This window comes from Bradyrhizobium sp. in8p8, from assembly GCF_000426845.1.
GTDB classification, from domain to species: domain Bacteria; phylum Pseudomonadota; class Alphaproteobacteria; order Rhizobiales; family Xanthobacteraceae; genus Bradyrhizobium; species Bradyrhizobium japonicum_C.
The window spans coordinates 738,303-758,210 of record NZ_AUGD01000001.1 but is presented as its reverse complement, the minus strand read 5'-3'; the positions used below and the strand labels follow the sequence as shown (position 1 = coordinate 758,210).

General features: G+C 64.7%; 22 protein-coding genes and 1 tRNA gene. 10 read left to right on the top strand and 13 right to left on the bottom strand.

All coding sequences use genetic code 11. From position 1 onward, the window contains the following. Window positions 1-84 precede the first annotated feature (84 nt). The 8 genes from K408_RS0103645 to rpmH form a co-directional block, all read right to left on the bottom strand. Entirely contained in the window at window positions 85-777 is a 693-nt protein-coding gene (locus tag K408_RS0103645; protein ID WP_024337175.1) for a pyrimidine 5'-nucleotidase, read from the bottom strand. A 13-nt stretch (window positions 778-790) separates the two neighbouring features. After that, window positions 791-1,777, bottom strand: a complete 987-nt coding sequence (locus tag K408_RS0103640) for a DUF1036 domain-containing protein (RefSeq protein ID WP_024337176.1) — start codon at window positions 1,775-1,777, stop codon at window positions 791-793. Window positions 1,778-1,995: 218 nt separating this feature from the next. After that, the gene (argB, locus tag K408_RS0103635) at window positions 1,996-2,883 is read right to left on the bottom strand and encodes an acetylglutamate kinase (protein ID WP_024337177.1); all 888 of its coding nucleotides are present in this window, start codon (window positions 2,881-2,883) and stop codon (window positions 1,996-1,998) included. Between the two features lie 97 nt (window positions 2,884-2,980). After that, a complete protein-coding gene (locus K408_RS0103630; protein ID WP_029673862.1) occupies window positions 2,981-3,346 on the bottom strand; it encodes a DUF423 domain-containing protein in 366 nt (121 codons plus the stop codon). Beyond that, window positions 3,346-3,999 (bottom strand): ribosome biogenesis GTP-binding protein YihA/YsxC, encoded by a 654-nt coding sequence (yihA, locus tag K408_RS0103625; RefSeq protein ID WP_024337179.1) that lies wholly within the window; start codon window positions 3,997-3,999, stop codon window positions 3,346-3,348. Before yihA ends, K408_RS0103630 begins: the two co-directional genes overlap by 1 nt. Window positions 4,000-4,116: 117 nt before the next feature. Continuing rightward, on the bottom strand, window positions 4,117-5,970 hold the full coding sequence (gene yidC, locus K408_RS0103620; protein WP_024337180.1) for a membrane protein insertase YidC: 1,854 nt from the start codon (window positions 5,968-5,970) through the stop codon (window positions 4,117-4,119). 16 nt (window positions 5,971-5,986) lie between these two features. Next, complete coding sequence (gene rnpA, locus K408_RS0103615; RefSeq protein ID WP_024337181.1) at window positions 5,987-6,373, bottom strand: ribonuclease P protein component; 387 nt, start codon at window positions 6,371-6,373, stop codon at window positions 5,987-5,989. A gap of 26 nt (window positions 6,374-6,399) precedes the next feature. Continuing rightward, window positions 6,400-6,534, bottom strand: a complete 135-nt coding sequence (gene rpmH / locus K408_RS0103610; protein WP_008542748.1) for a 50S ribosomal protein L34 — start codon at window positions 6,532-6,534, stop codon at window positions 6,400-6,402. A gap of 350 nt (window positions 6,535-6,884) precedes the next feature. Here rpmH and K408_RS0103605 point away from each other — a divergent pair, with 350 nt between their 5' ends. The 3 genes from K408_RS0103605 (at window position 6,885) to queD (ending at window position 9,211) form a co-directional block, all read left to right on the top strand. Continuing rightward, the gene (locus K408_RS0103605; protein ID WP_024337182.1) at window positions 6,885-8,384 is read left to right on the top strand and encodes an ATP-binding protein; all 1,500 of its coding nucleotides are present in this window, start codon (window positions 6,885-6,887) and stop codon (window positions 8,382-8,384) included. A 309-nt stretch (window positions 8,385-8,693) separates the two neighbouring features. Beyond that, window positions 8,694-8,770 (top strand) — tRNA-Arg (locus K408_RS0103600). A gap of 84 nt (window positions 8,771-8,854) precedes the next feature. Beyond that, a complete protein-coding gene (gene queD, locus K408_RS0103595) occupies window positions 8,855-9,211 on the top strand; it encodes a 6-carboxytetrahydropterin synthase QueD (protein WP_024337183.1) in 357 nt (118 codons plus the stop codon). A 97-nt stretch (window positions 9,212-9,308) separates the two neighbouring features. On the opposite strand, the gene K408_RS0103590 is transcribed toward queD, so the two are convergent. The 3 genes from K408_RS0103590 to K408_RS0103580 all read right to left on the bottom strand — a co-directional run bounded on the left by K408_RS0103590 (window position 9,309) and on the right by K408_RS0103580 (window position 11,152). Further along, window positions 9,309-10,100, bottom strand: coding sequence for a phytanoyl-CoA dioxygenase family protein (locus K408_RS0103590; protein ID WP_024337184.1), 792 nt, complete (start codon window positions 10,098-10,100; stop codon window positions 9,309-9,311). A 227-nt stretch (window positions 10,101-10,327) separates the two neighbouring features. Further along, entirely contained in the window at window positions 10,328-10,684 is a 357-nt protein-coding gene (locus K408_RS0103585) for a BA14K family protein (RefSeq protein ID WP_024337185.1), read from the bottom strand. Between the two features lie 141 nt (window positions 10,685-10,825). Beyond that, window positions 10,826-11,152: an antibiotic biosynthesis monooxygenase family protein gene (locus K408_RS0103580; protein ID WP_024337186.1), complete on the bottom strand. Its 327-nt coding sequence runs from the start codon at window positions 11,150-11,152 to the stop codon at window positions 10,826-10,828. A 236-nt stretch (window positions 11,153-11,388) separates the two neighbouring features. On the opposite strand from K408_RS0103580, the gene K408_RS0103575 reads away from it, so the two are divergent. From K408_RS0103575 to K408_RS0103545, 7 genes are all read left to right on the top strand, one after another. Continuing rightward, entirely contained in the window at window positions 11,389-12,054 is a 666-nt protein-coding gene (locus tag K408_RS0103575) for a class I SAM-dependent methyltransferase (RefSeq protein ID WP_024337187.1), read from the top strand. Between the two features lie 13 nt (window positions 12,055-12,067). After that, window positions 12,068-13,111 (top strand): zinc-binding dehydrogenase, encoded by a 1,044-nt coding sequence (locus K408_RS0103570; RefSeq protein ID WP_024337188.1) that lies wholly within the window; start codon window positions 12,068-12,070, stop codon window positions 13,109-13,111. Between the two features lie 231 nt (window positions 13,112-13,342). Continuing rightward, window positions 13,343-15,484, top strand: a complete 2,142-nt coding sequence (locus tag K408_RS0103565) for a GumC family protein (protein WP_024337189.1) — start codon at window positions 13,343-13,345, stop codon at window positions 15,482-15,484. A 2-nt stretch (window positions 15,485-15,486) separates the two neighbouring features. Beyond that, window positions 15,487-16,635 (top strand): glycoside hydrolase family 5 protein, encoded by a 1,149-nt coding sequence (locus K408_RS0103560; RefSeq protein WP_024337190.1) that lies wholly within the window; start codon window positions 15,487-15,489, stop codon window positions 16,633-16,635. Between the two features lie 56 nt (window positions 16,636-16,691). Next, the gene (locus K408_RS0103555; protein WP_024337191.1) at window positions 16,692-18,251 is read left to right on the top strand and encodes a hypothetical protein; all 1,560 of its coding nucleotides are present in this window, start codon (window positions 16,692-16,694) and stop codon (window positions 18,249-18,251) included. An 88-nt stretch (window positions 18,252-18,339) separates the two neighbouring features. Beyond that, on the top strand, window positions 18,340-18,558 hold the full coding sequence (locus K408_RS0103550) for a hypothetical protein (RefSeq protein WP_024337192.1): 219 nt from the start codon (window positions 18,340-18,342) through the stop codon (window positions 18,556-18,558). An 11-nt stretch (window positions 18,559-18,569) separates the two neighbouring features. Then, window positions 18,570-19,028: a hypothetical protein gene (locus K408_RS0103545; RefSeq protein ID WP_024337193.1), complete on the top strand. Its 459-nt coding sequence runs from the start codon at window positions 18,570-18,572 to the stop codon at window positions 19,026-19,028. 54 nt (window positions 19,029-19,082) lie between these two features. On the opposite strand, the gene K408_RS0103540 is transcribed toward K408_RS0103545, so the two are convergent. Both K408_RS0103540 and K408_RS0103535 read right to left on the bottom strand, forming a co-directional pair. Continuing rightward, window positions 19,083-19,511, bottom strand: coding sequence for a hypothetical protein (locus K408_RS0103540; RefSeq protein WP_024337194.1), 429 nt, complete (start codon window positions 19,509-19,511; stop codon window positions 19,083-19,085). A gap of 19 nt (window positions 19,512-19,530) precedes the next feature. Continuing rightward, complete coding sequence (locus K408_RS0103535) at window positions 19,531-19,884, bottom strand: hypothetical protein (RefSeq protein WP_024337195.1); 354 nt, start codon at window positions 19,882-19,884, stop codon at window positions 19,531-19,533. Window positions 19,885-19,908 lie beyond the last annotated feature (24 nt).

Below are 19,908 nucleotides of genomic sequence, written 5' to 3'. Positions count from 1 at the left end.
TGGAGTCAAGGCGTACTCCGCCGTTGCCTACACTCCGCTGTCGCCCCGGATCTGCGCTGACGCCTGTCCAGGAGACGACACGGGTCAGCCTGGCGACAGCTTACCCAAGAACCTCGCCAGATCATCCGTGACATGGTCGACATGGGCGGCGTCCCGGCCTTCCAGCTCCCAATCTTCCCGCACCACTTCTTTCGTCCCGTCAGGCACCACCAGGACCGTGGTCATGCCGAGCCGGTGCGGCACCGTGAGGTTGCGGGCAAGGTCTTCGAACATGGCGGCGCGGGTCGGATCGACGGCATGGTCGCTCAGGAACTTCCGGTACGTCTGCTCAGCCGGCTTGGGCTCGAACTCAGCGGCAATGATGTCGAACACACCGTCGAAATGCGAGGCGAAGCCGAGTCTCGCCAGTACGGCATCGACATGATCGACCGAGCCGTTGGTCAGGATCAGCTTGCGGCCCGGCAGCTTTGCGATGGCCGCGCCGAGCGCCGGGTTCGGCTCGAGCGGGGAGTGGTCGATCTTGTGGACGTAGGCGAGATAATCGTCTGCGGAGACGCCGTGCAGAGTCATCATGCCGCGCATGGTGGTGCCGAAGCGCAGGTAATAATCCTTCTGGATCTTGCGCGCTTCCTCCGGGCCGACATTCAGCCAGCTGCAGACGAACTCCCCGATCCGCGCATCGACCTGCTGCCACAGGTTGACGTGATGCGGATAGAGCGTGTTGTCGAGGTCGAACACCCAGGTGTCCACGTGGTCGAAAGTGCGGGGCAAGTTCATCGAATCCTCTTGATCACGGCACCGCAAAGCGCAGCGTCTTGCCGCCGCTCGACATGTCCACGGCGACAAAGCCCGTCGGCGCAAATCCGCGCGCGCCGCAATCGGTCTGCTCGCTCGTTTCGAACTTGGTCTCGCGCGTGCAGAATTGCCTGTCGCCGCCCCAATTCAGCGGCCGGTCCCTGAGCTTCACGACGCGGTTGTCGGCGTCGACCGCCTCTGCGAAACTGAAGATCTGCTTCGGCTGGCCCGATACGTCGGGGTGCAGGCAGGTCTTGGGATCGATGCGATACCAGCCGCGGCTCGTCACCGACTTGCCGTCGTCGGTCGCGATCGCCGCCATCACCTTGTGCGGCGTGTCGTTGCACCAGGTGAGGCCGGCGGCAGACGGCGTCTGCACCGCATCGACCATGGTCTTGAAGAAGGTCTGCGAGTTCACGATGTCCGGCGCCAATCCGCGGCTCTTCAGGAAGGCGGCGAGCGCCGCTTGCGTCTTCGGCCCGTCGACGCCGTCGATCGGCGCCGCGTCGTAGCCCGCGATGACCAGCAGCCGCTGGATGCCGGCGAGGCGCGCCTGCTCGTCGTCATATTCGGAATCCTCGGCGAGATAGGCAATGAGGTTGCCGTCGGCGCCTTGTGTCGGCGTCACCTGCGTGAACGAGACTTGGGTCTGACCGCTACGGCATTGCCGCGCCGCGGCGATGACGAAATTGTCCTGCGCGACGCAGAGCATGTCGCTGCCGCTTTGCGGAATCGGAGAAGCGCCGTAGACGCCGAGCGCGCGGGCGTTGAGCAGGATGCGGTCCGCCGAAAGCGTGCCCTGCACCACAACGCGGCAGGTGGCGGGGTCGATCCTGAACCAGCCGCGCGTCGCGGTTGCCGCCTTGTCGTCGATGCCGATCGCGGCCTCCACGACATAGGACATGCGGTTGCAGATCTTGAGGTCTGCGATGGCGGGCGCGGAGGAAAAGAAGAACGAGACGACCGCAGCCGGTAGCGCCATCAGGAAGCGTGTGAGCGGGGACCGGTGCGGGGGACGCGATCCCCTCGTTCCGGGATGGTCCGAACGACCGGACCCGGAATCTCGAGATTCTCCGGTGCGCAGTTGCGCACCGTACTTCGCCCTGCGGGCGCTCCGGGATGACTGCGCGAGGCGAGAGCCGTGGATACCCGGGTCGAGCCCGGGCATGACGACCTTCTTCCGCTGCTCGCGCTCCCGCATCACTTGTGGATCAGCGTGCCCGTGCCCTGGTTGGTGAAGAGCTCGAGCAGCACCGCGTGCTGCATCTTGCCGTCGATGATGACGACGCCCTCGACGCCCTGTTCCAGGGCATAGATGCAGGTCTCGACCTTCGGGATCATGCCGCCGGAAATGGTGCCGTCGGCGATCAGCTTGCGCGCGTCCTTCACCGAGAGCTGCGGGATCAGCTTCTTCGACTTGTCGAGCACGCCGGGCACGTCGGTGAGCAGCAACAGGCGCTTGGCCTTCAGCGCGCCGGCGACAGCGCCGGCAAAGGTGTCGGCGTTGACGTTCAGCGTCTGGCCGTCCTTGGACGTCGCGAGCGGCGCAAGCACAGGAATCAGCTCGTAGCCGATCAGCTGGTTCAGCAGCGTGAGGTCGACCTTCTCGGGATCACCGACGAAGCCGAGATCGATCGCCTTCTCGATGTTCGAATCCGGATCGATGATGGTGCGCGTCGTCTTCGACGCCTTCACCATGTTGCCGTCCTTGCCCGACAGGCCCACGGCCTTGCCGCCGGCTTCGTTGATGTAGCCGACGATCTGCTTGTTGACGGAGCCGGCCAGCACCATCTCGACGATCTCGATGGTCGCGGCATCGGTGATGCGGAGGCCAGCCGCGAATTCCGAGACGATGCCGAGGCGCTTGAGCATGGTCGCGATCTGCGGACCGCCGCCATGCACCACCACGGGATTGATCGCGGTCTGCTCGAGCAGCACGATGTCGCGGGCAAAGTTCTTCGCGGTCTCCTCGTCGCCCATGGCATGGCCGCCATACTTGATGACGATGGTTTCCTCGTCGTACTGCTGCATGTGCGGCAGCGCTTCGGACAGGATGCGGGCCTGGTCGAGCGGGGAGATGTTGGTCATGTCGCGATCTCGCTGGCGGGTCGGTGAGCCGCGTTCTATCCGATTGGCGCGCGAGGCGCAAAGCGTGGCAGCCATGTAGCCCGGATGGGCTACGGATTTAGCTCTTCGCCACCAATGCTGCCAACGTCACCGTCAGCCAGCTCGCGATCATCACCGTCCCGCCGGTTGGCGCCGCGTACGGAAACAGCGAGTGCCCGGCATATTGCCGCAAGGCGAGGTCGCCTGCGAACAGCGCGGCGCCGATCACGAAGCCGAACGCCGCAACGAGGCCAATTCCGCCATGCAGAAGGCCGCGCGCGAGCAAGGCGCCGGTGGCAAGTATGGCTGTTGCGTGAAACAGCAGCATTGCGCTTGCCGAGGCGAGCCGGGTGGCATCGGCGCCATGGGCGGAGGCGGCGGCGAGCGCGACGCCGGCGGCGCCCATCAAGCCGGCAAGCCCAAGCATCAGGCGGTGCGCGGCCATCACAAGGCCCGCTCTTCCAGCAGCTGCGCCATCGCGGCCCGCAGCTCGGCCATGCCGGTCGAGCTGCGTGACGAGGTGGCGAGCACGGTAGGGAACGCGGCCGGATGCTTGGCGAGCGCGGCTTCGGTCTCGGCGATGCGCGCCTGCAGCTCGGCGGCCTTTACCTGGTCGGCCTTGGTCAGCACGATCTGGTAGCTGACGGCGGAGCGGTCGAGCGTCTTCAGGACTTCGAGATCGACGTCCTTGATCCCATGCCGCGCGTCGATCAGCACGTAGACGCGCGCGAGGCTGGCGCGCCCGAGCAGGAATTTATGGATCAGCTCGGTCCAGGACGCGACCTGGCTCTTGGGTGCCTTGGCATAGCCGTAGCCCGGCATGTCGACGAGGCGGAGGTCGGTCTTCCCGGGGACTTCGAAAAAGATCAGCTCCTGGGTGCGGCCCGGCGTATGCGAGGTGCGCGCCAGCGCGTTGCGACCGGTGAGCGCGTTGATGAGGCTGGACTTGCCGACATTGGAGCGGCCGGCAAAGGCGATCTCCAGCCCCGCCATCGGCGGCAGTGTTTCGATCGAGGGCGAAGCCCAGATGAACTGCCAGTCGCGAGCGAACAGCTTTCGCCCCGCTTCGATCAGCTTCGCATCTTTGTCGTCGATCATGCGAAGGCCTTTTGCTCGCTGTCTCTCCGCGTCATTGCGAGCGAAGCGAAGCAATCCAGGAATGCATCCGCGGAGGCACTCTGGATTGCTTCGTCGCTTCGCTCCTTGCAACGACGATTACGTCGCCTTCCTCACGAACGTCGCCTTGAGATTGTCGAACAGCTCCACCTTCACGCCGTTGCGGCGCATGATGTAGCTCTGCTGGACCACCGAAAGCAGATTGTTCCAGGCCCAGTAGATCACGAGCCCTGCGGGGAAGCCTGCCAGCATGAAGGTGAAGATCAGCGGCATCCAGTTGAATATGAGCTGCTGCGTCGGATCCGGCGGCGTCGGGTTCAGCTTCATCTGGAACCACATCGTGATGCCCATGATGATCGGCCAGATGCCGAGCGCGAGGTAATAGCCGAACACCGGAATCGTGGTCGGATCGAACGGGATCAATCCGAACAGGTTGAAGAGATTGGTCGGGTCCGGCGCCGAGAGGTCCTTGATCCAGCCGAAGAACGGCGCGTGCCGCATCTCGATGGTGACGAACAGCACCTTGTAGAGCGCGAAGAACACCGGGATCTGGATCAGCACGGGCAGACAGCCGGCGACCGGATTGATCTTCTCCTTGCGGTAGATCTCCATCATCTCCTGCTGCTGCTTCACCTTGTCGTCGGGATAGCGCTCCTTCAGCGCCAAAAGCTGCGGCTGGATCGACTTCATCTTCGCCATCGAGGCGTAGGATTTGCTCGCCAGCGGGAAGAACAACAGCTTCACGATCACGGTGACGAGCAGGATCGAGATGCCGAAATTGCCGAAGAAGCGGAAGAAGAAGTCGAGGCCGAGGAACATCGGCTTGGTAAGGAAGTGGAACCAGCCCCAGTCGATCAACAGATCAAAATGGTTGAGGCCGAGCTCCTTGTTGTAGCCGCCGAGGCCGGCGAGCGGGAAGTTGATGCCGACCACGCCGGCTTCCTTTGCGCCCGCGAACAGCCGCGCGTTCGCGGTCGCCGTGCCGCCGATCGCGACGGTGACGGGATCGAGCAGATAGTCGGTCTGATAGGTGTGAACTTTGCCGACGGGGTTTGACGAGAACCGCGCCTGCAGCCGGGCATTGGTGTCGGGCAGCAGTGCCGAGGCCCAGTACTTGTCGGTGATGCCGAGCCAGCCATTGGTGACATTGTTGAAATTCACCTGCTTGGCTTCGTCGACCTGCTTGTAGCCATATTCCTTCAGCTTCTCGTCGCCGAGATAGCCGATCAGGCCTTCATGCAGGATGTAATAGCCCGAGACGTGCGGCGCGCCGTGGCGCGAGATCAGCGCGAACGGATAGAGCGTGACAGGCGCATTGCCGACATTGCTCACCTCGTCCTTGATGGTGAAGAGATAATGGTCGTCGACGGCAATGGTGCGGCGGAAGGTCAGGCCGTCGCCATTGTCCCATTTCAGCACCACCGGTGTCGACGGCGTCAGGCTGCCGCTGCCCTCCTGCTGCCAGACGGTCTGTGCATCCGGCATCTTTGCCGTCACGCCCGTCGCTGCCACCCAGCCGAACTCGGCGTAATAGGGCTCCGCCGTGCCCGAGGGCGAATAGAGGATGATCGGCGGCGACTTCGGATCGACCGTCTCGCGATATTGCACCAGCGCGATGTCGTCGATGCGGCCGCCCTTCAGCGAGATGCTGCCGGCAATCCGCGGCGTCTCGATCTTCACGCGCGGGCTTGCTGCAATGGCGGTCTCGCGGGCGACGACCGGCTGGGCCTGGTTCACCGCCGGCGTCGACGGCTGGGCAGCGCCGGGCTGCGGCGCGCTGCCGGGCGTCGTGGACGCGCTCGGCTGCGGCGTGCTGCCCTTTTGCAGCTCGGCCTGGGTCTGCTGCTGGGCGCGCTGCTTCTCCATCTGCGGCACGTTGTAGAAATACTGCCACGCGATCAGCACCAGGCCCGACAGAATGACGGCGAGGATGGTATTGCGATTGTCGGTCATCTCGATTGTCTCGTCATCAATCCGGTTTGCGGCTGGTCGCTGCGGCGGGACCTGGCCTGTGGCCGCGCGCATTGGCCGTATGCCGCGCGGGCTTCGTGAACGCTATGCGCAGATCGTCGAGCATGGTGGCGAAGTCGCGCGAGAGCGCGTCTCTTCGTCCGACCAGGACATAATCATGATGGGGCTGCATCGACACCGGATCGAGCCGCTTCACCAATTCGCGAAGCCGGCGCCGGATACGATTGCGCTCGGGCGCGTTGCCGTTCTTCTTGGTGACGGTGAAGCCGATGCGGACCGGGCCAAGGTCATCGCGGCGGCGGCTTTGCAGGACGAACGCGGGATTATTCACCCGCGCGCCATTGGCAACGGCGACGAAATCCGCCCGCTGCCTCAGCCGATCCATGATGAAATCCCAAAAGGGGGTCCGGCTCAGGCGCTCAGACGCTTGCGGCCGCGGGCGCGGCGGGCGGCGAGAACCTTGCGGCCGCCAGCAGTGGCGAGGCGGGCGCGGAAGCCGTGACGGCGCTTGCGCACCAGTTTGCTGGGTTGATAAGTCCGCTTCACGGGTTTTTCTCCGCTGACCGGGCAATTTGCCTGTAGAATTGATGGTAAAGTCCGGAAGATGCGGCCCAAAACGGGCCCTTTTCCGGCCCCGAGAGAGCCGCTCCCGGTGTCGCACCGGGTCATCGCGGACAATTTGCGCGGCTTATAAGGGAGCGCCTTCTTTTCGTCAACGCCGCACAAGGGCGCGATTCCGGTGAATATCGCTGTTTGTGCGGGGTTTTTATCCCTCGCGGTGGCGACTCGCGATATCAGCGCCTACATGCCACCTCGGCAGATTAGCGATCCGTAATTTGACCGGACATCGGGCGGGTCGCATCCTCCACCAGCCAAGGCCAACAGGGGCGAATTTCGTGGCAGCCACAGATCGCCAGCCGATCCAGGATCTGGATCAGCCGGAGCAGCCGGCCATGGGGCCCCGTGGGTCGCGCGGGCTCGGGCTGTCCGGCAAGCTGCTGCTGCTCACCATCCCCCTCGTGATGATCGCCGCCGTGCTGCTCTACGTACCCGCGATCGCCAATTTCTGGGTCAACCGGCTGAATGACCGCGTTGCGGCGGCCAATACGGCGGCGCTGGTGCTGGACGCTGCGCCGCTCGGCATGGTTCCTGATTCGCTCTCGCGCCAGATCCTGAAGAGCATCAACGCCCGCGCCGTCGCCATCAAGATGGGCCAGCAGCGCCGGTTGCTCGCCAGCGACAACATTCCGACCGCCATCGAGCACGACATTGACCTGCGCGACATGACGGCCTGGGAGGCGATCACCGGCTCGTTCCGGATGATGCTCGAAACCGGCAATCAGGCCATCCGCATCGTCGGGCCCGGGGTCGGCAATGCTCAGTTCATCGAGATCGTCACCGACGAACTGCCGCTGCGCAAGCAGATGTACCGCTTCTCCCGCAACCTCGTGGTGGTCGCGCTGATCATCGCGGTGCTGACCGCAGGCCTCGTCTATCTCGCGCTTCATTATCTCTTCGTGCGGCCGATGCGGCGGCTGACTGCGAGCCTGGTCGGCTTCCACGAGAATCCCGAGAGCTCGGCCGGGATCATCGTGCCGAGCCAGCGCAGCGATGAGATCGGGGTGGCCGAGCGCGAATTGTCGGACATGCAGCGCGACCTCATGTCGATGCTGAATCAGAAGAGCCGGCTCGCCGCCCTCGGCCTCGCCGTCTCCAAGATCAACCACGATCTGCGCAACCTGCTTGCCTCAGCCCAGCTCCTGTCGGACCAGCTCGCCAGCGTGCCGGATCCGCGGGTGCAGCGCTTCGCGCCCAAGCTCGTGCGCTCGCTCGAACGCGCCATCGCCTTCTGCCAGTCGACGTTGTCCTACGGCCGCGCCCAGGAGGCCGCGCCCGACCGCCGCATGATCCTGATCGAGCCGGTGGTGATGGAGGTGCGCGAGACGGCCGGGCTCGCCAACGACGCCTCGATCGCCTGGGTCGCTGCGATCGAGCGCGGGCTCGCGGTCGATGCCGATCCAGACCAGCTGTTCCGCGTCTTGCTCAACCTCGTCCGCAACGCCGCCCAGGCACTCGAAAGCCATGCGGCGGGCGAGGGCCGCGTGCAGCAGATCCGGATCACCGGAAAACGCGAGGGCGCCGTCGCCATTCTCGAGGTCTCCGACACCGGTCCCGGCGTTCCCCAGAAAACCCGGGAACACCTGTTCGAGGCGTTCCAGACCTCCGGCCGGCCCGGCGGCAGCGGCCTTGGCCTCGCCATCGCCGCCGAACTCGTCCGCGCCCATGGCGGCGACATCCACCTGGTCGAAGGCACCATCGGCGCCACCTTCCGTATCGTCATCCCCGACCGCCCGGTGGAACTGCTCTCCGTCCGCAACGAGCGAGCCAGGGCGTAAGTCGGCCAGAGGCCGACTGAACGAGCGGGGCGATCTCCATTCCCTCCGTCATTCCGCGACGACCTGAGGGTCGGGGCCGGAATCCATAACCCGGCTGGTGGTTATGGATTCTCAGGTGCGCATTGCGCACCATGGCTCGCGACTCGTCGCGCCCGGAATGACGAACAGAGTTGCGGAAATGCCCCAAAATACCGGCAAGCCAGACCTTGCCAATCGGGACAAGAGCGGTTAGTCAGAGCGCTCTTTCGCACCCCTCCCGGTCCTCGGGAGATGCGTCGCGGGTCCATGCCCGCGCTGTTTGCGAAGCACGCGCCCGTAGCTCAGCTGGATAGAGCATCAGACTACGAATCTGAGGGTCGGACGTTCGAATCGTTCCGGGCGCGCCATTCTTCGGCGGAAGGTCAGGACAAGGCAGCATCTGGTCGCCAGCCCGGCCCGAGACCGGTTGGCCACGCCGTGTGGGGAGCTGGATGAGGATATCGCAGGCGTTCAAGTTCGAGGCGGCGCATCGGCTGCCAAACGTGCCCGAGACACACCGGTGCAGCCGGCTGCATGGTCATTCCTATCGGGTCGAGGTCCAGCTGGACGGTCCGGTGGACCCGCACACCGGCTTCGTCGCGGACTTCTTCGACATCGAAAAATGCTTCGCCGCCATCATGGGCGCGCTGGACCATCACTGCCTCAACGAAGTCGAAGGACTCGAGAACCCGACCGCCGAGAACATCGCGGTCTGGATCTGGGATCGATTGCAGCCGAGCCTTCCGCAGCTATCGGCGGTCCGGGTCTACGAAACGGCGGATTGCTGGGCCGAATATCAGGGGCGGTGACAGACGTGGAAAGCTGTAAGGGGGCGGGCTGACTGACGCATTTCCGCCGCCGCAGATCAGCGTCAACCTCCCGCCGTTCCGTCCCTGATGCCGCCACCTACACCGTCAGCCCGCAGGCCTGCCGGATCGCGATCTGGACCGGCGACGGTGGCAATGCCGGATCGAACTCGCCTTTCGGCAGCAGCGGCGGTTGTGCCATGAAGCGCGGCCGTGTCCCTCGGTGCGGTTGCGCGGCATGGACAAGGAACGGGTGGCACAGATAGACGCTGCCTGCCGCCCCCGTCGCCAGCTCGATCTTGCAATCTTTCGTCGATGCCCAGTTCTCGGAAGCGAGCTGCCGGAGGGTTGCACCTGCGTCGCCATGGGGCAGCAGCTCCCGCGCGATCGTGGCATGCGAGCCTTTCCGGATCCGCGTTGGCGCATCATCGGCGCCGACATCCGAGAGCAGGAAGAGCATCAGCAGCGCACGGCCGCTGCTTTTGACATTGGCGCGCCATTCCATGAAGTCCGGATCGGCGGTGCCAAAACTCATGTCCACATGCCAGCCGTCATCACCGGGGGATTCCGTCGACGGAAAGCGGATCGGAAACGTTCCAAACCCTCTGGGCGCAAGCCAACGCCCTTCGCCCACGAGTTGATCGTAGGCTCTGTGGAGCGACGCCACATTCGCAGCTTCGATGAATGGGGGTGACGCCTTGGATCCCACCCGGACCACGGGGCGGGTCCACTGCTCGGGACGGTCCGGCGACAGGCCGATATCCGCCCACAGCGCGTCCCTGCATTGCTTTGCAAGCTCGGCGCTGAAGGCGTTCTCGATCTTGACGAAACCGTCGGCGATGAAATTCTGGACCTGACCAGGCGTCAGGCCAGCCTCTTCGGTCTGCGACATTGCACATTCTCCGTTTGGCCGCCGCATTGAGCGCAGCCGTTTGATCTGATTGGCGCAGCTGCGCCGGAACGACGTTCTGTCGTTCAGATCAGCGGGAAGAATGTGGTGATGAACATCATGGCCCGAACGTACAACGCAAGAGAGCGTGGAATCAAGACACGCTGGCCGCGTGATGAATGTCGGCAGCCTCTCGCGGACGCGAGGGCTGCCGCAGGCTCATGCGTGCGTCATGGGCACGGATGGCGGAGACCGTCGCGGCCTAGGTAGGTTCCCGAGCCGGGATCGTAGGAGCGATAGCGCTGCGCACAGTAGGAGGCGGCATTGGACTGAGCCTGGCTGTTGGCGATTGCACCGCCGATGATCGCGCCCGCAGCGAGGCCGCCGAGGACGGCAGCGCCGGTGCCGTGACGGCGGTGATGGTGCCCGTACCGGTAGCCATGTCCATGCCGGTACTGCACCTGCTGCACGCCGGATTCGGCGCCCGGATTTCCGATCGGCAAAGGCGCCGCAAGCCCGGGTGAGGCAGCCGTCGAGAGCATCGCTCCAGCGGCCGCGAGAGCAATGAAAGTTCTACGAATGGTCATGTCGGGCTTCCCTATTGGTGAGGATGCATGAGTAACGGCGGCTCGCCCGCTCCGTTCCTCCGGCGCCGGGCGAGCGTCAGACGTCCGCAGATAATGAAACCGGTCGTAAGATGCAGGTGGAACAATGTGAGCATCAGCCCTTCACCGCAGGCCCTGTTCGTCGATCAGAATGTGGTGGATCTCGATGCGCTCAGGCAGCTCGATCAGGAATTCCGGGTCGCGCGGGAGATGATGGACCTTGGTCGGCTCGCCCCTGGTGAAGGCCGTCATCGCGGCGATGTCCGCCCAATAGGAGATGGTCGTGAACCACGTCTCCGCGTCGCGGTCCTCGCGCAATTGTTGCACCCCAAGTGCGGTCTCGAGCAGCGGCGGAATGCCCTCGGCCTGCAGATAGGCCTGGTAGGCGTCGGCGAGATCGCGGCGGGTGCGGCCGCGCCAGATGCGGGCGATGGTCGGTTTGGTCGGCATGGCGGGACTCCCTGCGAGCCGAACGCTGTCCCGCGCATTCCCGTTCCATGCGGCTTCAGTGGACGCCGGCGACGGGACTTGTGCCGCCCGAAGCCGGCGCTGTCGCACGGTTTCCACATCATTGATCTGAAACAATGAGCATCTCCGCCACAAATGCTAGGGCGAGTCGCAGTCACGTGCGAGGCTCCCCAGGCCAGTCAAGACAATTTCAGCGCGTGATGAAATCCGAGGGCTCGATGGGACGACTTCTGAATATTGTGACGCCGCTGCATACCGCGACCAAGCGCGACTACATGGCTCGCATGAATGACGACAAGATCGGCTGCTCGCTGAAGGCGCGGGAATACGAGGCCGATTATTGGGATGGCGACCGCCGTTTCGGCTACGGCGGCTACCGCTTCATCGAGGGTCGCTGGGCCCCGGTCGCGAAGGCGCTGATCGAGACCTACGGCCTGAAGGATGGGTCCAGTGTGCTCGACGTCGGCTGCGGCAAGGGCTTCTTGCTGTACGAGATGCAGAAGATCCTGCCGGGCCTGAAGGTCGCCGGCTTCGACATTTCCAAGCACGGTCTCGCCAATGCCCACGAGCAGGTGAAGCCGTACCTCTTCAATTATCGCGCCCAGGACATCTATCCCTACGGCGACGACAGCTTCGATCTCGTCATCTCGCTCGGAACGCTGCACAATCTCCGGCTCTACGAGCTCGAGGCGGCGCTCAAGGAAATCGAGCGGGTTGGCAAGAACAAATACGTCATGGTCGAGGGCTACCGCAACGTCGCCGAGCTGCACAATCTCGAATGCTGGGCGTTGACGGCGGAGTCGATCCTGCACACCTCGGAATGGATCTGGCTGTACGGCAAGCTCGGCTACACCGGCGATTACGAATTCATCTATTTCGAGTGACCGGGCGCGAGCGATGGACATCAAGACTGCCAAGGCGGCCATTCTCGTCGAGTCCGGCAAGCCGCTGATCGTCGACGAGTTCAATTTGCCCGAGACGCTCGAGCACGGCCAGGTGCTCGCGCACGTCCACACGTCGAGCATATGCGGCGCGCAGATCAACGAGATCGATGCCGTCAAGGGCGTCGACAAGTTCCTGCCGCACCTTTTGGGCCACGAGGCGCTGGCAACGATCGTCGAAACCGGACCCGGCGTCGTCTCCTGCAAGCAGGGCGACACCGTCGTCATGCATTGGCGGCCGGGCAAGGGCATCCAGTCCAACACGCCGGTCTATTCCTGGCGCGGCAAGCGGCTCAACGCGGGCTGGGTCACCACCTTCAATGAATATGCCGTGGTGTCGGAAAACCGCGTCACGCCCGTTCCCGCCTCGATCGATCGCACCAGCGCGCCGCTGCTCGGCTGCGCCGTGACGACCGCGCTCGGCGTCGTCAACAACGATGCGCAAATCGCCATCGGCGAAGCTGTGGTCGTGTTCGGCGTCGGCGGCGTCGGCTTGAACATCGTGCAATTCGCCGCGATGGTCGGCGCCCATCCGGTCATTGCGGTCGACCGCCTCGACAACAAGCTGGCGATGGCAAAGGATTTCGGCGCCACCCACACCATCAACTCCGAAGGGGCGAAGGATGTGGCCGCCGAGGTTCGGTCCATCACTGGTGCCGACGGACCCGACAAGGTCGTCGAGACCACCGGCGTCAAGAATCTGATCGAGCTCGCCTACGAGATCACGGCCAAGAAAGGCCGCTGCATCCTGGTCGGCGTTCCCCGCGAGAAGGCCGAAATCTACACCCTGCCATTGCACTTCGAGAAGGTGCTGAAGGGCTCCGAAGGCGGCCAGTGCCAGCCTGCACGCGATATCCCGCGCCTTGTTCGCCTGAGCGATGCCGGAAAGGTGAGCTACCGCGGCATCGTCACCCACGAGTTCGCGCTCGATGACATCAACGACGCGCTCGACTTGATGCGCAGCGGCACGTCGGGACGGATACTCCTGAACATCAGCTGAGTTGTCAGCTCTCCCTGCGGGAGAGGCTGGGTCGCACGCAAGATGCGATCCGCGCGAGGGCTTGCGCAAGCCGTCTCCTTCCGGTCCGCCGAACTGCCGCCGCCACCGGCATGGCCGGGCGGCGCTCCATGATAGCTTCCTGCTGCGGCCGTAACCGCCGGTTAACCATGGATATTTACGGTGTAACAAGCCTTTGAGCTATGACAGTCAGTTGATTTCGAGTCCAACCCCATGGCGTTCGGTAGCCGCGCATCTCCGCGAAGCATCGCCCCGACGGAGCAAGCGGCTTCGTGGGAAGCGCCGCGGGCTGTGACCCCGGCGCCGGGCGGCACCGGGCCGGCGCTGATCAAGGGATCGCTGACCGTCTCCGGCACACTCGTCTTTCTGCGCGAGAATGGCCGGCGCATTTTGACGCTGGCCGCGGCGCTGTTCGCCCTCGGCGTCGTCGTTCTGATGATTCTTCCGGTCCGCTACGCCGCGACGGCTCTGGTCGTGCTCGATCCCCGCGAGCTGCGCGTGACCTCGGATCAGGAGGTGCTGCCGGGCATCGGCCAGGATGCGGCGGCGCTTCAGAGCCAGATCGAGATCGCCAAATCCGACGGCTTCCTCCGCCCCCTGATCGAACGGCTCAAGATCGCTGACGATGAGGATATCGCGGGCGGTCATACCGACATGACGCGCCTGCTCGAAAGATTCCGCAACCGCCTCGAGATCACCCGGCGCGGGCTCACCTACGTCATTGCGATTTCCTTCACGTCGAATCGGCCGGACCGGGCCGCCTACTATGCCAACGCCATCGCCGAGGCGTTCGTTGCCAGCCAGGGCCGCGTTCGCACCGAGGCGACGGACGAGGCCGCCGACTGGCTGAAGGACCGGCTGAAGACGCTGAGCGAGCGCCTGCGGGCATCGGAAGATGCGGTCGCCGCCTTCCGGCTCGAGCACAACATCGTCAATGCCGGCAAGGAATCCACGACGCAGCAATTGCGCGTGACCGATCTGACCCAGCAGGTCTCGGCCGCTCGTGCGCGCACCGAGGAGGCCAAGGCGCGCTACGACCAGGTGCAACGCGACGTCAAGGCCAATGTCGAAGGGCCTGTGAAGCAGGATCTGCTCAGCATGCTGCGCGCGCAGCGCTCGGCCCTGAATGACCAGATCGCCCAGAAGAAGGCGGTGTATGGCGACCGCCATCCCGACCTCGCGATCTCCTACAGCCAGCTGGCGGACATCAACCGGCAGATCGAAATCGAGCGGAAGAAGAACATCGAGACGGCCAAGTCCGAATATGAGGCCCAGCGTGAGCAGCAGAACGCGCTGGAGAAGCAGCTCAAGGCGGTCGAGACCAAGATGCTGGTCGACGGCCAGGCGCTGGTGAAGCTGCAGGAGCTGCAGCGCGACGCCGATGCCAACAGGAACATCTACGAGCAGTTCCTGTCGCGCTTCAAGACCACCAACGAGCAGCGTCAGCTGCAGGCGTCCCAGACCAAGATCGCCTCGCCCGCCATTCCGCCGCTGCGTTCGACGCGCCCGCCGCTTGCCTTGTTGCTCGCAGCATTGGCGATCGGCTCGCTCCTGACGTCCACCGCTGCCGTTGCGGTGATGACGAGCGTGTCCGCCGACAAGCCCGCGACCGTGCAGGCTCCTGCTCCCGTGGAAGCGGAGGACGCAGGTCAGGAAGTTCATCCTCCGGCCGCAGCCGTGCGCCAGACCGAGGCGATGCCCAGCCTTCCGGTCTGGGTCCGGATTCCCGAGCTGGCGTCCGCAGCCGGGACCAACACGGTCTGGCAGCGACCTGTCGCCGCCGCGGGCGAGCCCGATCTCGCCCCGCATCTGCAGCCGCTGCTCGAACGCATCGACCGTTTGCCGGTACGCGGCTGCAAGGTCGCGCTGGTGCTGTCGGTTGGCAAGAGCGCCGGCGGCAATACCGTTGCCCGCTCTCTCAACCGCGCGGCGGTGAAGCGCGGCATGATGAGCGTGCTGATCCGGCTCCAGCCGGAATTCGCAGGCAGCCAGCCCCCGGTGACCGAATGGCACGACGGTTCGACCACGGCGGGACTTCAATCCATCGACGAGCTTCTGAGTGCCGGCCGAAAGCCGGATGCGGCGCCCGAGGACGACATCCGCTCGGAGTTCGACCTGATCGTCGTGCACGCCAGCGATCTCGCCTTGCAGCCCGACGCCATCGCCCTGGCCGCCCATGCGGACGTCATCGTCCTGGTCGCGCGCGCCGGCGAGCTCGGTTCGGCCGCGATGCGCAGGGTAACCGCGTCGCTGTCGAAATGTGCTGGCGTGCCGACCGGCATCGTCGTCAATCACGTCCCTGCGGGCTCAGCGGCGCCTCAGCCCGAGGGCGGCGCATTGGGTCTTGCGGTTTGACAATGACATCTTGCGGTCGCCTGCTGTTCGCGGCGGTGTTGCTGTCGATTTCATTGAGCCGGCCGGTCTCCGCCGACGATTGCGTGCCCTTGCCCTCGACGGTTGCGCCCGAGCGGCTTGCCGCGCTGTCTCGCGGCTTCAATGCCGACGGCTGGATCAACGGCGCGCCGCCCAGCCGCGCCTTGCTGCAGCAGCTGCGCAAGGCGGGAATGGGCCATGTCCGCTTGCCCGTGCCGGCCGAACGCGTGATGCCGCGTTTCGCGGCGAAGGCCGACCGCGACGAGACGCTGCGCGTGCTCGACAACGCGTTGAAGCAGCTCACATCGCTGGGCTATTCCACCTCCGTCGATCTTCATCCGGGAGAGCGCTTCAACCGCCTGCACAAGGATGATCCGGACGCGGCGGTGCACGAGCTGCAGGAGGCCTGGAGTGCTCTGGCGCAGGTCATCCGGTCTTTTCCGCCCGATCGCATCTTCGCCGAGCTGCTCAACGAGCCGGATATCGAGGCGGACAGGTGGCAAAGGGAGGTCGAGGCGCTTGCCGCGTTCGTCCGGCGATTGCTGCCGGCCACCACGCTCATCATCGGCCCGGTCAACTGGCAGCGTGCGGATTCGCTGCCCCGATTTCGTCCGCTGGCCGACCCGAACATCGTCTACGCCATCCATTTCTACGATCCGATGGTGTTCACCCATCAGGGCCATTGGGACGCGCACGATCCGCTGCACGACATCCGCGACCTGCCTTATCCGATCAGGGCCGACGATCCGGCCGTGCAGGCGCTTCGCCAGGACTTGCAGGACAGGAATGCGACCAAGGCGCTCGCCATGCTCGACACGGCGATTGCCGCCGCCAAGGACAAGCCGGGCGCCGATCGCTGGCTCGCGCCCGCCCTCGCCTGGCAGCAGCAATTCTCACGGCCGATCATCGTCAACGAGTTCGGCGTGTTGAAAGCCGGCGCGCCCAGGGAGAGCCGGCTTCGCTGGCTGGCGGAGGTCACAGCCTATGCCCGCGACCATTGCTGGGGCTGGGCGCATTGGGAGCTGGCGCAGGGCTTCGGCCTGGTCGACAGCCAAACGGGCAGGCCCGATCCCGACGTGATGCGGGCGCTGCTCGGCACGCCCCGCGCTCCCGCCGCACGGCGCTATCGTTAACGGATCCTTACGCTTCGCCCCGCTATCGTGCCCCGCGCGATGTCAAAGGATGATCGATGAGTGCCCGCAACTCACCGGATGGTCGGAGCGTGCAGGCCGCGACAGCGCCGCCGGCCTGGCGGGAGCTGGTTCCGACCTTCTGCATCGCCACGGCAACGATCGGCTTTGCTCCGGTTCTGCACCTGGCCAATCCGGCCCTCGCCATCACGGTCGAGGTCCTCGTCGGCATCGCGATTGTCGTCAGCGTGCCGACCTATGCGCCGGCCATCGCGATCTTCGTCCTGTTCTTCCAGAACATGTTCGTCTCGATCCTGTCGCCGCTGGTCCCGCTTCCGTCCGATCTCGACTTCATCAAGGGCTACAATTTTCTCGTCTGCTCCGTCATGTGGCTCGCCACGTTCGCCCTCTACCTGCTCGGCCAGAGGAATCAGTCGGCCGAAGTGAACCGGATCATGCGCTTCGGCGTCGTCACCCTGGCGGTGGTGTCGCTGTACTTCGCGATCGGCTTCGGCCAGACCGGACAGGCGGCCGCGGTCTATCTGCGCAACATCGTGCTTCCGCTGTTTCTGTTTCAATTGTCGCTCCTCACGGCTGCGACCTATGAGGTGCGGATCACGCCGTTCCTGGCGACGCTCGCCGTCATCCTCATGCTGTGCGGTTACGTGGAGCTCGCATTCCGCGATGTCTGGCTCGCCATCACCAATGGCTACACCTTCTGGGGCTTCGACGAGCTCAAGGCGACCCATTCGGGGGTTTGGGAAGCCCAGATGCGCGCCACCGGAAACGTGCCCGTCGACCTTAAGGACCGTTTCAGCTTCGACTTCCTGAACACGCCGCTGCTCGAAGGATTCGGCCTGTCGAAGATGCTGCGCATTCACGGCCCGAACATGCACCCGATCAGCTTCGCCTACGGGATCGGCTTTCTCGGCCTGTTCCTGTTCTCGGTGGGCCGGCCGCTCCTTGCCCTCGCTGCATTGCCCCTGCTGGTCTTCTGCAGCGTGAAGGGAGCGCTCATCGTCGTGGTCTTCGTAGTCGCGGGCTGGATATCGACCCGTCTGCTCGGCGCCGTGGTGACGCTGTTGCTCGGCCTCCTGGGCCTGATCGCATTCGCAGTCGTCGCGATCCGGATCGGCCTGCAGATCGGCGACTATCACGTCATCGGCCTGATGGGCGGCCTGAACGGATTCCTGGAGAATCCGCTCGGCCGGGGTCTCGGCGTCGGCGGCAATCTCTCGGAGAGCTATTTCTCGATCGACTGGAGTGCCGCGCAGGCGGCCGGGACGATCGATGGCGCGGTCGAGAGTGCGGTCGGCGTCCTGTTGTACCAGATGGGCATTGCCGCCTTCGTGCCGCTCGCGTTCTATTTCACGGTGGCCCTCAAGGCCTGGCGCCTCTACGCCTCGTCTGGATATCTGACGCAGGGGCTCGCCGGCTTCGGCGTCATGGTCGTTCTGCTCAACGGATTGTTTCAGGAAGAGGCCTTGTTTGCGCCGCTCGCGCTCGGGCTGATGCTCTCGCTCGCTGGCCTCGTCATCGGCAGCGATGTGAGGATGCGGACCGTTGCCGTCGAGGATGCCGCGCTTGCGCAGCTCACCGGCTACCAGCCCGTGACATAGCGTACCGGTGTGTCGCCGGGCCGCAGGAACGTCGAGTTTTTCCCGGCGTTGACCTTGCGGTCCCGCACAAGGCGACCGGTTTTGCGCGATGAAGAACTTTTCCAACGCCGAATTCTCTCCCGAGGTGATCGAGATCATGACGCGAGCCCTGGAAGCTGCCGTCGCGAGCCTGCCGGAACCCGTGCATTCGTCGCACGTCAACGCCCTCGCCGAATCCATCCTGCGCACCGCAAGTGCCGGCGAACGCAACGTCGCCGACCTGCAACGGATCGCCTTGATGGAGCTGCAACTGATGCCGCGCAACTGATGAGGCGGACCATGAAGACCACGGCTGCGGCGACCATCGTGCTGCTTGCCAGCCTGTCCGGAGCGCGGGCGGAAAGCTGGACAACCTACCGGATCGCCGAGACCGGAACATCGGTCGACATTCCCGCTTCGGTCTTCACCGACATCGTCGGCAAGCCCGACGGCTATGGCCTGCAGTTTCGCACGTCCGACGGCAGAGCCGATCTCACCGTACAGGCCATCTCCAACAGGTCCAGGCTTTCGCCGGCCACATTCCTCGCCGGCAAGAATCCGCCGTCCGGAATTATCTACAAGCGCATTACGCCGAGCTTCTTCGTGGTCTCCAGCGTCAAGCGCGACAAGATCTGGTACAACCGCTGCAACTTTTCTCGGGGCTATGTGCACTGCGTGCTGATCAATTATCCCGCGGCCGAGAAGCGGCGCTGGGACGCCGTCGTCACGCGGATCAGCCGCAGCCTGCGTGCCGACTAGAACGAATCGCGGAAAGGTGCTGCCCGAGCAGCTCGGGCAGCAGGTCGCGAGGTCCTAGCGCGCGGTCGTCGTCGTTCTCGACATGGTCGGCTTCGAGCCCGGTACGTGCGACATCGTCTTGGTGGTCGAGCCGACTTGTTCACCGGCCTTGACCTTGGTGCGCGTGTGCGAGCGGCTGAAGGTGCCGCCGTCATGAGCCTGTGCGCGGGCGTTGGAGTTGAGCACGGGGCCATTGCCCTTGTTCATGCTGACGCCGGTCTGGGTCTTGCCGCTCGCTGCAGCGGCGCTTCCGCCGGCCGCGATCGACGAGCCGGTACGGCCGGTGCCTGACGTGGACGTGCCGCCAGTACCAACCGTCGAGGCCGAAGTGCCGCCTGCTGCCGCCGATCCGCCGCTTCCGCCGGTGATGCTGGTCTGCGCCACCATGGGTGAAGCGGCAGCGAGCAGAACTGCGACCGCCGATGTCGTAAGCAGAGTTCTCATGTTTCAATCCTCTACGAAATTAAGGTGACGAGGTCGAGATCGTGCAGCCGTTGACGGTGATGGTGCTGGCGCTGGTGGAGCCAGGCCCGCCCGCCGTCGACGAGGAGCTCGATACGCTGCCGCCGCCGGCCTGCACATTCACCGACGATCCGCCGGCCGAGCTCGAGCTCGACAGCGAGCCGCTCGACGAGGTGGATCCGGTCGTGCCCGAACGCGACGAGCCGGCCGCGGTGATGCTGCCGTCGGCATGCTTCTCGACCGTGACCTTGCAGGTCTCGCCGGATGCCGTCTTGCCGGTCTTTTCCATGGTTTCTGCCGATGCGGCGCCGCTCATCAGAGCCAGCGCCGTGATCGCAACGATTGATCTGTTCATTGCGTCTCCTCCTCAACATGGACG